10 protein-coding genes are annotated in these 15,691 nt (G+C 47.3%); all 10 read right to left on the bottom strand.

The annotated features are described in order from the left end of the window. Positions 1-73: 73 nt before the first annotated feature. The gene (gene fliD, locus H5715_RS09220; protein WP_075185550.1) at positions 74-2,158 is read right to left on the bottom strand and encodes a flagellar filament capping protein FliD; all 2,085 of its coding nucleotides are present in this window, start codon (positions 2,156-2,158) and stop codon (positions 74-76) included. Between the two features lie 267 nt (positions 2,159-2,425). Beyond that, on the bottom strand, positions 2,426-2,818 hold the full coding sequence (locus H5715_RS09225; RefSeq protein WP_075185551.1) for a flagellar protein FlaG: 393 nt from the start codon (positions 2,816-2,818) through the stop codon (positions 2,426-2,428). An 87-nt stretch (positions 2,819-2,905) separates the two neighbouring features. After that, entirely contained in the window at positions 2,906-4,669 is a 1,764-nt protein-coding gene (locus tag H5715_RS09230; RefSeq protein ID WP_075185552.1) for a flagellin N-terminal helical domain-containing protein, read from the bottom strand. A gap of 519 nt (positions 4,670-5,188) precedes the next feature. After that, entirely contained in the window at positions 5,189-6,928 is a 1,740-nt protein-coding gene (locus tag H5715_RS09235) for a flagellin N-terminal helical domain-containing protein (RefSeq protein WP_075185553.1), read from the bottom strand. 270 nt (positions 6,929-7,198) lie between these two features. Next, entirely contained in the window at positions 7,199-8,800 is a 1,602-nt protein-coding gene (flgL, locus tag H5715_RS09240; protein ID WP_075185554.1) for a flagellar hook-associated protein FlgL, read from the bottom strand. A gap of 87 nt (positions 8,801-8,887) precedes the next feature. Then, on the bottom strand, positions 8,888-12,070 hold the full coding sequence (gene flgK, locus H5715_RS09245; RefSeq protein ID WP_075185555.1) for a flagellar hook-associated protein FlgK: 3,183 nt from the start codon (positions 12,068-12,070) through the stop codon (positions 8,888-8,890). A gap of 13 nt (positions 12,071-12,083) precedes the next feature. Further along, on the bottom strand, positions 12,084-13,010 hold the full coding sequence (flgJ, locus tag H5715_RS09250) for a flagellar assembly peptidoglycan hydrolase FlgJ (protein ID WP_221892367.1): 927 nt from the start codon (positions 13,008-13,010) through the stop codon (positions 12,084-12,086). Next, a complete protein-coding gene (locus H5715_RS09255; RefSeq protein WP_246434773.1) occupies positions 13,010-14,077 on the bottom strand; it encodes a flagellar basal body P-ring protein FlgI in 1,068 nt (355 codons plus the stop codon). The genes flgJ and H5715_RS09255 overlap by 1 nt, the downstream gene beginning before the upstream one ends. Before the next feature lie 59 nt (positions 14,078-14,136). Beyond that, positions 14,137-14,832 (bottom strand): flagellar basal body L-ring protein FlgH, encoded by a 696-nt coding sequence (gene flgH / locus H5715_RS09260; protein WP_075185736.1) that lies wholly within the window; start codon positions 14,830-14,832, stop codon positions 14,137-14,139. A 56-nt stretch (positions 14,833-14,888) separates the two neighbouring features. Beyond that, complete coding sequence (flgG, locus tag H5715_RS09265; protein WP_075185557.1) at positions 14,889-15,674, bottom strand: flagellar basal-body rod protein FlgG; 786 nt, start codon at positions 15,672-15,674, stop codon at positions 14,889-14,891. Between the last annotated feature and the right edge of the window lie 17 nt (positions 15,675-15,691).

A 15,691-nucleotide genomic window follows, 5' to 3' on the forward strand; every position in this document is an offset into this window, starting at 1 on the left:
TTCGATGACTATTCTTCAGCAATATTTGTACCGAACATTCCAAATGAATAAAAAACGTTAAGGATAATATTTACTATTTAGTGGCCGTAAACGGTAAAGTATCAATAAGGCTATCCAGAAATGACCCTGAAGAATTTAGGCTGTTAATAATACGTTCCATCGCAATAAATTGATTCATTAGTCGCTCTTCATAGGAAGACATACGTCTATCTAACGCTTCCTGATCATCATCCAGCTTACCCAAGCTGGATTCCAGGCTGGTTTCGCGAGTAGCTATCAAACCATTTCTGTCCAAAAATTCATCCAGAAGATTTTCTAATTCACCGGCAAAGCCGCGTGAGAAATTCACAGTAGCGGTTGTTGCACCTTCACCAACAAGCATTGCCATACCTTCGCTCGGCTGGCCCAACGCTGGCAATAGAACATTGGCAGAACCAAAACCACCAACACCATTAACGGTACCGACAACCGTTGTCCCGGCGGTACCGTCTGCAACAGCAAACCCTAGATCGGTTGTAATATCAGTACTGGCCGTTGTTATCGAAACGTTGGAAGACGAGCCATATTTACCCGATGTAATATCGAAGCGATCATTGACTGAATCGTAAGAAACCGTTACTGAGCTGCCGCTATCGGCAACATCGGTGTCGGAATTGATAAGCGTTTGCAGGGTAATGGCAAGGTCTTCCTGGCTTGCGTATACAGCTTCAGGAATGGTTAATGTACCTGAGCTGGTGCCATTAACATTGACAACAAAATCGTACACTTGGCCAGTAGTGTCGAAGTTGGGGAAGGCTGTAATTCCACCTAAGGTGCCGCCCTCATAACCGCCCCGAGTCGGCTGCGTTGTAATCTCTATCTCGTACTCACCGGCAGCGGTATTATCGTTATAACTATTAATAAACACACTGTTATCACTGGTACTGGTATCGGGCGCAAAGAGCTTTTGTATGGCCTCAAAATTTTCGTCGATGGCCTTATCAAAAGTCTCATCATCAATACTCATGGAGCCATCAAGCTCTGTGCGAATGCCAATGGCGCCAACCGAGGTAAAAGCCGTACCACTTAAACCCGGTACCGCACTCGAAATAACAGACTTTATTTTTGAGAGCATCGATTTCGTCATGGCATCATTTGCCAGCGATCCTGCGACTTTCTCGCTATCACCCTCTTCGTTTTTCTTCTCGGTGGTGCCGGTTGCGGGCTTAATTGCGTCTAAAAATAAATTATAGGCTTCGACAAAATCACGAATATTCTGTTCTGCAAACGCCTTGTCGTCTGAAACGGTTATGGTCACGGGTACGCCGGGATCTGCCGCGAGCACATCCAATTTTAAACCCTGCACGATGTCATCAATAGTGTTAGATTCGCGGTTAACCAACAAACCATTAATCGTCAGTACGGCATCATTCCCGCCCTGGTTTTGAATAAGCTGCGAAGCGGTTTCGTTAAAGGTAAATCGAGAGAGCCCCGTATCATCATTGTCAGTAGGGCTACCACCAGCTTCGGCAACCGATATTTCCAATTCATTATTGGCTCCGGATTCAGCCGTTATCTGCAACAAATAACCATCCACTCCGTCGTTAATAATCGTTGCTTGCACACCAAAATCCGCATCATTGATTGCATCGCGCAAACCTTCCAGCGAATTATTGCTACTGTCGATAGTAATTTGAACATCTTCGACGTCCGTATCCGCCGAAAATCCACCCGTCGTTAACATCGCCCCGGCACCATCTGCCGTTGCATTGCCAAAACGAAAAGTGAGCACACCTTCACCTACCGCGTCATCAACCGAAGAAAAAGACGCCGAGGTTAACGATTGCGAACTGGCGACATCTTCTACTGTAAAAGTATAACTTCCCGCCTGTACATCGGTGCCCAGTTCAACGGGGACCAGTGCCGTACTGTCGGTATATGAGGCGGTTTTACTGTATAGCCCTTCTGGATTACTCAGGACTTCAGCCGCATCCTGCAGGGTTGCCATGGCGCTACTAATTAGCCCGAAATCTGATATTTGATTTTCCGTATTTTCGCGCTTGGTATCAATTCTATTTTGCGGGGCAGTGCGCTCAATATTTGTTAATTGCTTGGTTAAATTCGAGGTATCGATACCAGAACCAACACCCAGGGATTGGATAATATTGTTGTCTATCATAATACCTCTCCAAAAATACCCAGCAATATCGAAAAATGGATAAACAACGGTACCGTTGTTTATTGCGCGCGACGTTTTACAACATCCGCAGGGCTGTTTTACTGATTTTCTACTCGGCACTTACACGAATAAACAACGTACGCATAGCAATGTAAAACCGAGATAATTTATGTCCGTATAATTAACGCAGAAAAGACGCGTAGAGCTTTCCACGCGCCTCCCCTGTATTTTCTATATCGCCAGACAACAGGCCGCCAGAACGGTGCGCTAGCCAAGTGCGTTGACCAACCTAAGCTCCCCATCCTCATTCAACTTACGTGCCAATTCCAAAAAAACTTCTTCTGGAATTTGTCGAATCAGCTCACCTGAGCCGCCATCAACAACTTTAATGACCGTTTGCTGAAGGTCTTCGTCTACTGAAAACTGTAGATCCCGATGAATGGATTGCACATAATCGTTAATTGATGCAACCGCCGTTTCTAATTTGGCTTCTGTTTTTTCCGGCCCTTCTGGAGCCTTCTTCACAGTATTCTCGGGTACATTTTCAGCCGACTTCGGCAACTTACTGCCGCCAGCCTCCTGAGTATCAACAGTCCCCTTTGATGAAGCAGGCACGACCACTATCTGACTGGCCGGCACTGTATTTCTAACTTCAATCATGGGTTTAATCCTCTCTTGAACCCGCAGCTGGCAAACCTACTGCCAGCTTTGGGGCCTATATTATCTTCGGGCTATACCACCGTTAGATTACTGTAAGAGTGAAAGTACTTGCTGAGGTCGGGCATTAGCCTGGGCTAACATAGCCTGTGAGGCCTGCTGCAGCACCTGTGCTCGGCTCAACTGTGCAGTTTCTGCAGCGAAATCCGTATCCTGAGTTCGCGAACGAGCCGCAGAAGTGTTTTCCGATACGTTGTTGAGGTTAGATACGGTGAAATCGAGACGGTTATTAATCGCACCAAGATCAGCTCGAGTATCGTTGATCTGCTCTAGAGCAGTATCAATTACGTCGATAGCGCTCTGCGCGCCAGCAGCCGTAGAAACATCAACCCCGGCAATTGAACCAACACCTGATGCAGCATTTCGCTCAACTAAGCCCGTGGCAGCTGCTAATTGCGCGTTAGTTCGATCATTACCTGATTTAATGGAGATATCTTCGCCTGTGGTCGACCTGAGGGCTATACCACTGGTGGTTGATCCCGCAAAGGCGACAACGCCGGTTTGATCCGAAACATCGTTAATCGCGTTAATTAAATCTGCAGCTTTCGTTGCAGCAACAGCAGCAGCTACCGATCCGATTTCGACATTGTTAATAACGAGATCGCCTTCGGCCATTGCATTAGCATCTACCACTTCACCCTGGAGCGTGCCATTGTTATCTTGAGCGCTAAAACCTGCAGCCTGCAATTCCGCAGCGGTACTGTTTGTACCGTCAATTTCGATTTTAATATCCCGACCTTCCCCTGTGGTATCAGTTAATACAAGAGAGAAATTAGTCCTCGCATCAGTCATACCTGAAGCTTTATCAGCTGGTACAGTGGTGCTATCAGTAGTTGTAATAGCCGTCGCATTCTCCTGCGATAAAACTAAACGGCCGTCATCATTTAAACTGGCAGACACAGATGTTTCTGAATTGATCTTATTGACCAGCTCATCCATGTTGTTGGTGCCACTCAAAACATAGGATTGTGCGTTGCCATCACCATCTTCCACAGCAATAGTGAAGGTATCCGTTCCCGCTACCAGAATACCGGTACCAACGGAGGTCGCTTCAACACTAACCATTGCCGATACTTCAACACCTTTACCGTCGAGGTCGGCATTAACAGTAGATAAAATTTCGTTTAAGGAATCGGTACTGGCTGCCGTAGAATCGATCACGCTAATGCTGACGTCATTGATAGTAAGGTCATTCGCATTGGCGGTCAGGTTCGTGAAATGTGCAAGTGCAGCGGCTTCGTTAGCGCCCGATACAGCCGTGCCTGTGACGTCACCGGATGCGCCACCCAAGGATGCAGCACTAAAGCCCTGAATAGAAAAGCCAATTGTTTGGTTCGATTGTGAACCTACCTGCAAATCGACTGTGCCTAAAGAACCGTCCAGAATATTCTGGCCGTTAAACGATGTGGTGTCAGCAATACGATCAATTTCAGATTTTAGCTGCTGAACCTCGGCATCCAATGTCGTGCGGTCGGCATCGGAGTAGATTCCGTTCGCAGACTGAACCGACAATTCACGCATACGCTGCAGAATGTTGGTTGTTTCGTCCAAAGCACCTTCTGCTGTCTGAATCATGGAAATACCGTCGTTGGCATTTCGTATCGCCTGATCCAAACCACGAATCTGAGAAGTTTGACGGTTAGAAATCGCAAGACCTGCCGCATCATCTGCCGCAGAGTTAATTCGCTTACCGGAAGCCAGACGCTCACTTGCCTTATCCAAATCTGCACCGGACTGCAGCAACTGACGCTGAGCATTCAGCGAGGAAATATTACTGTTAACAACTAAAGGCATGGTAAGCCTCCCATTATAAAGTTTTTAAAAGTGCCAGTTAAAGAGCCCGGCTTTGGTCGTTAGAGCGCCCTAATCACATTGCTTTGGCGTCCCATACTGACCTTGTCGGCAACTAGTTTGTGAACTTTAGTATGAGTTTAAGTTTTAAACTACAGTCATTCCATTACTGCAAAAACAACACTATCTCTATAGTTTTCAACACGTTAGAAATTAGGACAGCGTATCCATCTGCCCTTTTTCCCTGAATTTATGCGGAAAAAACGCTATTTATACCTATATTATTTTTCCCCGAAATTTCCTAAATCTATACGGTTTCGTAATAACCAACCTAAAGTGATCATTAACCGTCGCTTTACCAAAGTTTGCTGCAAAAGCAAAAACAACGGTCAATAGTTTGACTGCTGTAAAAAGGGCTAAATACCCGCGGCTATCCCACAAAACATAATCAGACCGCAACGCCAAAAACCACCCCTTTTTTCAAAGAGGTGGTTCATCAACTGTTTATACGGTGGTTCTAGCTTAGCCCTGCAACAATTGCAGTACCTGCTGAGGTTGCGCATTTGCTTGCGCCAGCATGGCTTGCGATGCCTGCTGCAGCACCTGGGACCGGCTTAGCTCGGAAGTCTCTGCTGCAAAGTCAGCATCGACAATACGTGAACGAGCGGCCGACGTTTTTTCCGATACATTTGCGAGGTTGCTCATAGTGAAATCCAGGCGGTTGTTTATCGCACCCAGTTCCGAGCGTGTCGAGTTAATTTGTTCCAGCGCGACATCGATAACATCAATAGCCGCTTGAGCGCCTGCGGCAGTATCAATACGAATACCGGAAACAGACCCGCCACCTTCTGCGGCATTACGTTCCTGGAAACCTGTAGCGGCCTGAACCGTAGCTGGTGTTGCATTTTCACCATACTCTATTGCTATGCCGTCACCATTCGTGGAGCGCAGCTCAATAGTCGTACCAGCCGTAGTACCTTCGTACGCAACAACACCGTGTTCTTCCGATAGAAGGTTAATGGCTTGAATAATATTGTCGACGTGGGGAGCAGCGGTAGCACCGTCTGCGATTGCGCCAATGGCCACACCATTAATAATGATATCGCCTGCATTTAACGCGGCGGTGTCTGCATCGGCAATAACGGAACCGACAAGGTTCCCGTCATCATCCTGCATATCAATACCAAGGGCCTCAACAACAGCGTCATTAACAGCGCCAACTTCTACTTTGACACCATTCTTATCTGCTCCCGTATCGGTGAACACCAATGAATAGTTAACGGCCGCAGCGGTCGGCAAGCCGGAGGCTCCAGATGCGTCGGTAATATCGATGCTGAGCGCATCCTCCGCACTTAAAATCAATTTCCCTTCATCATTTATTTTTGCTTCGATGATGGTGTCAGCATTAATTTTATTGGCCAATTCGGAAAGACTACTGGTATCGGTAATAACATAGGATTGTGTCAGGTTATTGCCGTCCACCAATTCGATCGTCATTGACGAAACACCGCCGGTCAATATTCCATTGGCGGCAGATGCTGCTTCGACCGATACCAGGCTGGAGGCTTCAGCACCCTTTCCCTCGAGATCACTATTAATGAGAGCAATGGCTTCGTTGAGTGACGTAGTACCAGACAAATCGCTCAACGCAATATCGTTAACATAAAGTGTTGTTGTTGCGCCCGCAGCATCAAGCGCCTGCAAAGCGGCCAGACCCGTGGTTTCCTCTCCAACGATATCTCCAGAGCTTCCTCCCAGAGAAGAAGTACTAAAACCCTGGATAGACAGATCGATGGTTTGGTACGCCTCAGACCCAACCTGCAGGGCAACATCGCTTAAGCTGCCATCTAATAATGGCTGGCCGTTGAATGTTGTTGACAGCGCGATACGATCGACTTCCGCCTTCAGCTGCTGAACTTCGGCATCGAGTGTAGACCGGTCAACGTCGGAATAAATTCCGTTCGCAGACTGAATCGACAGCTCCCGCATACGCTGTAGAATATTGGTTGTTTCATCCAACGCACCTTCGGCGGTTTGTATCAGTGAAACACCGTCATTCGCATTTCGAATAGCTTGGTCTAAACCGCGAATCTGCGAGGTTTGTCGGTTTGAAATTGCCAAGCCTGCAGCATCGTCACGGGCAGTGTTAATTCGTTTTCCCGACGCAAGTCGCTCCATAGCCTGACTCATATCATTACCGGAATTCACCAGCTGTCGCTGTGCATTGAGCGCGGTAACATTGGTATTAATGACTAAGGGCATAACAATTCTCCTGTAACATGAGTCACTAACTTTAAAATTCGTTTGCGCTGCGTCGAATAAGTAAACCTGTTTTTAATGCAGCGAATAAACTTAATATGGAAATTGCAACGGCTGTGCCAAGTATGAAAAACCGCCTTTTATTGGCTTTTTTGTCGTAAAAACAGCTTTTTCTATTGGAAAGCGGCAATATTTGTTTGCCGCTTTGAATAGTTTTTGCCGCTTTTGAAGAGGAAAAAAAGAAACGGCAAACAGGAAACTACTTGCCGCTAATTACAACTTTGAAAACAGGTTTAACTGGCTAACGCGAACAAAAGACGATTGCGCAGCCTGCAATATCAGAGATTGAGATGACAGGCGTGTGGCCGCCTCTGCATAATCAACGTCACGCAACTCGCTCAGCACGTCCTTCATCACCACTTCTGAATCCAAGTGCAGCTGGCGAGTACTGTCCAGCGTATTAAATCGTGCGCCCAACTTGGCAGTTACGTCCAATATACTGGTTTGTGCGTTTTTCAAATTGTCCAGCGTCGAGGCAATTACTTCTTCAAGCATGTCTCGACCATCTCCGGTACCATCGTAACTCTTCATCCCTTGGCTAAAACGCGCCAGGGTTGTTAACACATCCTGCTTGTTGGATGAGTCAACAAACAATCGATCTCCTGGCTTAGACATAACACCATCGGACGATGTGCTTCCCAAATTAGTATTTAGCCCCATTACCGCATCAATATTCGCCGAGCCACCCGCCAGCGTAAAATTAATGCCGCTATCGGTACGTATACCGGTGTTATCAGCGCTCAAACCCAAAGCCGCCAACTTGGCTGCGTTACCATTACCGACATTATTTAGAACCGCGGCCAAGTCTGTTGTATTGCTGATGTTTGCATCCAGTATCAGGGTTTCTGTTCTACCACCAACACGAACGCTAAAGGTCTCTTCATTGGGTGCGCTAAAATCGAAAGGAAAAGCTACCGGACCATCGGCACCAAAAGGCCGTGTCGCCGGAACAGCCGGATCACCAGACACAGGGCTGCCAGTCACACTAAAACTAACGCCATTTACATCTATATTTACACCCGCCACATAAGCTTGGTTGGCAACAATCACTCGCCCTGTTGCACGTTCGGTGACGGTATAATTTTTTCCGGCCGGCAAAATCTGATTATCCGCATTGAATGTGACCACCATATCTTCCGGATAAAACTTATCGAAAGCTTCCTGGTCTGTGACGATGCCGACTGAAATACCCACAGGCGGATCTGAACGGTTTGCACTACTGGCATAGGTATGAACGGTATTGTGTGCGCTCTGAATATCAACAAAGATGTCCTTCCCAGAATCACTGGCTGGCACACTGGTATTATTGGCCACCTTGATATACTGCTGTCCATCGTCACCCTGGTATTGAAAACCGGACGCTGCAGAACCTACAAAGGGTTGTGAACGGCTTTTGTAGCCACCAAAAATATAATCGCCATTTGCATTCTGACTATTCAGTAAATTTTGTAGCTCATCGAGGCGAGCATCCACTTCGGCGGCCAACGCATCGTATTCGCTTGTACTTAAGGTTGCCGTGTTACCCGCTTGAACGGCCAGCTCTTGCATACGCTGTAGGAGATTGTTGACACTTGAGAGATTGGACTCTTCTAACACCAGGTTATTTTCTGCAATATCAATATTTTTTTTGTACTGTGAAATATTCGACAGGTCGTTAGTCAACTGCATTATTTTGGTTGACGCAACGGGATCATCGGAAGGGTTTAATACGCGTACGCCTGAGGAAAGCTGCTCTTGCGTGTGGATAAGGGATCTATTGGCGTCGGCCATTCCCTTGTTGGCAATATTAAAAATTTGGAGTGATGAAATACGCATGGCTAAACCTGACTTGTTGGGTTTTGCTATACGCTACCCAACCAATATTCTATTGATACAGGTTTACTGCGAAAATTATGCCATCGGTTAAAACGAGTTAATTAAGCGGTCAAATAGGTCTCTGGCAACGGAAATGACCTGTGTATTAGCGGCATACATTTGTTCGAAGCGGATAAGGTTTGCCGCTTCTTCATCCAGGTTAACACCGGAAACAGAAGCCCGCATTTGAGTAGACTGATGAAGCACTTGCTCACTGGCATCCACATTAATTTGGGCAGATGCAGTATCGATCCCCACTTTTTCTACCAGTGCACCGTAACTCTCTGCATAGGTAGAAACACCACCATCCACCGTTTTCCCACTGGCCAAATTAACAAGAGATAGGGCATTGCGATTGTCGGAAGCCGCATCCACATTAAAATCTAATGTAAAGGTATCGCCAGTATCGGGAATACCCGTAATTGCGGCTTGAATTCCATAGTAATCCGAACGTGCAAAGTCCGCTGCAGTGGTATCCCCAAAAATCATACTGTGGGGCGGAAACGTTGAAAGCGAAATATCGTCGGCAAGTGTAACGTCCAGCTGCCCACCGATAACCATCGATGTCGCGACACTATTGCCGACAGCATTTAAGGTCGTATTGGGGTTGCGGCCATCGCTTATATCAATGGATTCACCCACAGCTGCAGTCAACGACAATTCAAAATCATCGCCTTCACTAGAATAAACACGCAATTCAGCGGCACCTGTAACCGCGTTTCGCCCCGGAACAGCATAGATACCAGCCGCCTGTAACCCAGGATTTTCTGAAATCCGTTCGGCTAAATAGTCATTAAAAGCATTGGTGTCCGTCAGCGGGCTGGGTACATTTGAGGCGACCACAGGGTTCCCCAGCGAATCCGTTTCATACTCGACCAGATCTTCGCCATTTAACTGAATCTGCAGCGGAGACGCATTGGAAATACGTAAATTGGACATTTCCACATAATTAAACGCATTCGCCGTAACGCCAGCCACATTACTTAAAGCACTGGCAATTTCTTTTGCGCTGGCATTCTGGTTGGTAAAAATGGTTTCACTAAGTGGTGCAGCCCCAACTGTTGCCGACGGACGAGATAGCGTAATCGCTTCTGCCGGATAACCGTTACTCAAAAAGCCCGCGCCGGTGACACCATTAGTATTGCCTACCGTTGTTAAACTGGCACCTTCAATATTCAAACCCAGTAAGTTATTCGCCTGTCCCAGCGGAGCCAAATCACCATTGCCATCCGGATCGGAATTGTAGTTCTGCAGCGTCAGATCACCATAGCCAGCGCTGTTCAGGCGAAAGCCCACGGTACCGTTGTCTGCAATAAAGCCGGTCACACCCGTACCATTTAGCTGGGCGTTAATTTCGCTAAGTAGCACATTTTCATCGACAATCGCTGGCCCAGAAATGGTAATACTAAAAGTACCGTCACTAAGGCCATCAGGTGTACCGCTGACAACAACATCAAAACTAAACTGGTTGGCAGTGCCGCTAAAATCACTTACGGTAAAATCCGGAGCAACCGCAGCAGGCGGGCCCATTAATAAAGCGGCTTGACTGACAGGCATGCGCCCTTCTGGTAAGCCCGTCAGCTCACCATTAGATGACACCAAAGTTGCACCAGGGTCTGTACCAAATACATTATTGCTAACGCCCACGATAAAACGCTGATCACGAATAGGTGGATTCAATTGAACAGGGTTACCCGGATCCGAATTATCGAGAACGTCATAACTGGTAGGCGAGGTAAAGCGCACGACCAAGGGCGGATTCATTTGACCCGCATTCGCCAAGAGCGGCAGAGTTGAACCATCAGCTGCCGTTAACGATAGAATTTCACCAGGCGAGATAACACCGGAACCACTATTGCCAATGCTTGCGTCAGTTAATAGCGGGCTGGCAAAAGCGATGCTCTGAGCGTTAACCAAAGAGGAACTAAAATCTCGCCCGGCGGTACGAACAGGTTGCAACTTAAAGGAATCACCATCCTGAAAGGTGCCGCCGTCAAAAACCAATTCCAAGCCATCGAACTCGACGGAAAATGGAAATGACCCGGGCAACAGACCCGTGGCAACTTCTTTACCATCATTGAGACGCTCTATGCGGTATAAACCACCGGACTCAATCTTAACGTCGTAATCGCTATCGGTTAACTGCTGACTATCAGAGATATTCAATCGCATTAAGCTTTCTGAACTCTCGGCATTATTTGAATTGCCAATAACGCGCGCAGCAGCCAGACGCGAATCGTTCACATCGTAAAAAAACAAGCCACCAAATTCATTTTCCAGTGTTATGCCCTGCTGATGAGCTTCGTTAAAGCTATCGGCCATTACCACAGCGATACGCCCAAATTCGTTGTACACCTGATCCATGGTGCCATCGCGAAAACGTAGCAGGCCACCAATTTCACCGCCGGAAATGGATTTTGTAACAACCTGTCCGCCAACATCACCTTTAAACACCACGTCCTGCTTGGCCACATCTTCTGCACTTGGCTGTAATGCCAGGTGTCTCGCTTCGGTTCCCACTACCAAATTTTGGCCATTACCGACAACCACATTTATTTGGCCAAGCCCTTCATCGTAGGTTTGAATGGAAATAAGCTCCGACAACTGACGCAACGCTTCGTCGCGCTGATCCAATAAATCGTTAGGCTGGTTACCATCACTCACGCCCATTGCATTGGATATTTTTAAATTCAGCTCAGCAACATTACTAACTAATGCATTGACATGTGCGATACCTGCCGCCAAAGATTCATCCACGTTATTGTCAATGGTCTGAAAGCGGCTATACATCGTATTGAAGCGGTCGGCTAGATTTTCGGATTCACTAAGAATAAGTTGCCGCGCAGGAATCGAGGTGGGATCGTCCAAGCCGTTTTGCATTGAAGCGAAAAATGATTCCATACCACTGGCAAGGCCAGTAGAGGCATCCGAAAGCAGATCATCGAGCTGAGAAACATAGGTGTGGTAAATGTCGAGATCTTTGTACAAGGTTGTATCGTCGCGCAGTTGCTCGGTAACAAAGCTATTGACTATACGTTCTATACTTTTTACATTCGCCCCATTTCCAACATAGCCGTTACCCGCGAAGGTTGCGGGATTGGTTTGAACATTGACGCGCTGGCGACTATAACCATCGACTCCCGCATTGGAAATATTGTGGCCAGTTGTATTTAACGCCGACTGGGTAACGCGAATACCACTAATACTGACACCGAGTAAGTCTGAACTCATTGTTTAGCCTCACTCATGTTTCGGAAGTTTGTGATGGGCTGAAACCGGAAACAACCCGGGCTTTAACCGACAACACTTTGTCGGCGTAATCAGGGTCTGTTGCATAACCGGCTTTGTGCAACTCCCGAATATAATCTGTAGAATCTGAAGCCGATTTTAACGCCTGCTGATAGCGTGGATTTTCCTGTACAAATCGCACATAATCGTTCACGCTTTCTTCAAGCGAATCGTAAGCGCGGAATTTTGCATGCTCAGGTTTAAAGGTACCCTGTGCAAACTCCAGCGTTGACACCTCGACAGTTTTACCCTGCCACTGGGAACCCGCTTTAATATTGAATAGATTGTAACTGCTACTACCATCGCCCTGGCTTAATACCGATTTTCCCCAACCCGTTTCCAGCGCTGCCTGAGCAACCAGAATATCGGCATCAACACCCAATTTCTCTGAGCCCTGTAACATAATGGGAGACACTTTTTTGACAAATTCTTCAGGCGAATCCGCAAGAGCTGTGTATTTGGTTTTTGACGATGAGTTCGTTGTTGACAGGGCCGGACCAATCGAAAGACCCCCGTCAGCGTTTGTAAGTTTATCGCCATAGCTTGCGCTCATCTGACGGTAGAGCGCATCAGCAATGCCTACCCCACCCTGCTTACTGTGGGCCATGCTTAACGACAGCTGTTGATCGTACATATCGCGATAGAACTTCGACTCGCCGCTGTTAAACAGACTATCTTCTTCAAAGACCGCATTGGCATCACGCATACTTTTCAGCATTAAGCCGAGAAATAACGATTCAAATTGTTGCGCGACCTGGCGCAGAGCCAGATCTTTATCGTCACTGGTTTTAAGCTTTTGCAAGCTATTAATGTCGGTGTAAACATCGGCTGATTGCATTTGCTGCTGCGCAGCCATTAAATGATGCGATCCTACATTATTCATCAGATCACCATAATTTCTGCTTTTAAGGCACCAGCCTGTTTTAAGGCTTCGAGTATTGCCATTAAATCACCTGGCGCCGCACCCACTTCGTTTACGGCACGCACAATATCGTTAAGGGTTGGGCCGGGGCTGAATTCAAACATGGGGCCGGACTCTTCCGTTACTTCTACAGTACTTTCTGGAACGACAACGGTATCCCCATCACCAAAGGCGTTAGGCTGATTGACCTGAACATCCTCGCGAACCGTCACAGTCAACGAACCGTGGGTAACCGCAACCGGCGATACACGCACATGCTCACCAACAACTATGGTGCCGGTTCGGGAGTTAATAATGATTTTTGCCGCAGCTTCCCCGGGCCTGACATCCACATTTTCCAACAGCGACAAATAATCGACGCGCTGTGCAGCATTCTGCGGTGCCTGAACAGCAATAGAGGTAGAATCCATTGGCATAGCCACATCGGGCCCGAGCAGATCATTTATACTGTCGGCCACCCTTTTTGCGGTGGTAAAATCTGGGGTGTGTAGATTAAAAATAATTTTCCCGTTATTGCCGAACGCTGTTGGCACAGAGCGTTCAACCATTGCACCGTTTGGAATACGTCCAACACTGGGGATATTCACCGTTACGCTGGAACCATCCCTGCCTTCTGCGCCAAAACCACCCACAATTAAATTGCCCTGGGCGATTGCATACACTTTTCCATCCAAACCTTTGAGTGGCGTTAGTAATAAAGCACCCCCGCGTAAGCTCTTGGCATTGGCAACCGAGGAAACCGTAATATCGATTGTCTGCCCGGGCTTGGCAAAGGGTGGCAGTTCCGCATGCACCGCAACAGCGGCAACATTTTTGAGCTGGAATTTTGCATTGGCGGGAATGGTAATACCAAACTGCTTTAACATGCTCATAAAAGATTGCGTGGTGAAAGGAGTTTGGTTGGTTTGGTCACCGGTACCATCCAACCCCACTATCAATCCATAACCAACCAACTGGTTAGTACGCACCCCAGAAACTGAAGTTAAATCTTTAATTCGTTCCGCCTGAACAGCGGCGCAAAACAGCATTAACAAAACAATGGCAAGCTGTGAAAAGATAAGTTGTGTAACGCGTTTGTTACCCATAATTAAAATGGCCAGAGGGGACTATTAAAGAATTTGCCCAGCCAACCCATTTCTTGTGAGTCGGCGAATGCACCCCTACCGGAATAAGTAATACGCGCATTGGCAAGTTTTGTTGACAGTACGGAGTTATCCGGGCTGACGTCATCAGGGCGAACCAAACCACTCAAACGAATATATTCATCACCACGATTTAAGGTCAACCATTTTTCGCCACGAACTAGTAATGTTCCATTGGGATAAACATCCACTACCGTAACGGAAATATTGCCGTTTAGCTGGTTGCTTTGGTCGGCATCCGCTTCGCCGGTAAATTCTCTTTCGGCGACCAGATCAGTACTCAACGAAAGATTTCCAGCGCCGGGAACCGCACCCAAAAGAAGGCTATTGCCTCCGGAGCCCCCCACGCTGATATCATTATCTTTAACCAAACCAATATTTGTGCTTTTACTTGAAGTGGTACGTTCCTGCAAAACCACATTGATAATATCGCCAACCCGGCTGGCTTTTTGATCTCCAAATAACGCAATGGAGGAGTTTTCCGAATAGAGTGAACCATTACCGGGAGTATCAGGGAGCGCAGACGGTTGCATTACCGGAGCATAATAGGGGTCATCGGGCATTGGCGGTTGGCTCACGCAGCCCACCAGGCACAAAACCATTAGACATCCTATTAGCGTTTTACTTTTCCCGGTTTTCATTTCACCACCTGTTTTTACTGGTATACGAAGTACTTCATCCAATCTGAGGTATTCGATTACAGATTCTGAGTGACGAACTGCAGCATTTGGTCTGCAGTGGAAACCACTTTTGAATTCATTTCGTAGGCGCGCTGCGTGGTGATCATATTGACCATTTCTTCCACAATATCGACATTGGAATTTTCCAGCATGCCCTGCTTAATTTGACCTAAACCATTCTCGCCGGGCGTGCCTGTTAAAGGGTCACCACTAGACGCAGTTTCTAAGAACAAATTTCCACCAATCGCTTGTAGTCCACCGGGATTGATAAAATCTACCGTTTGGATATTTCCCAGTATCTGCGGCGCTGGCGTTCCCGGGACAAAGGCGCTCACCGTACCGTCGGTTCCAATTGTTAGGCGATCGGCATTGGGTGGAAGCGTAATCGCTGGCTGCAGCAATAAACCACTCGCATCCACAATTTCGCCCTGCGAAGATAAATGCAATTGCCCTGCACGCGTATAAGCGATGTTTCCATCCGGCTGAAGAATTTGCAGAAAACCACGGCCATCAATGGCAATATCCAAAGGCTGTTCCGTTACCTGCAAACTGCCGTGGGTAAATTGCTTTTGCGTACCGACAACACGAACGCCCGTGCCCAACTGCAGACCGGAAGGCAACTGCGTTTCTTCCGTATTTTGCGCACCCGGCTGACGTTGAATTTGATAAAGCAAATCTTCAAAAACCGCGCGATCACGTTTAAAGCCCACCGTTGATGTATTAGCGAGGTTGTTCGCCACCGTGGTGAGTTGAGTGTCCTGGGCAGCCAGGCCGGTTTTACTAACGTAGAGTGCTGCGTGCATATCACACCTCAGAGTTT

The organism is Teredinibacter haidensis (assembly GCF_014211975.1).
Classification (GTDB): domain Bacteria; phylum Pseudomonadota; class Gammaproteobacteria; order Pseudomonadales; family Cellvibrionaceae; genus Teredinibacter; species Teredinibacter haidensis.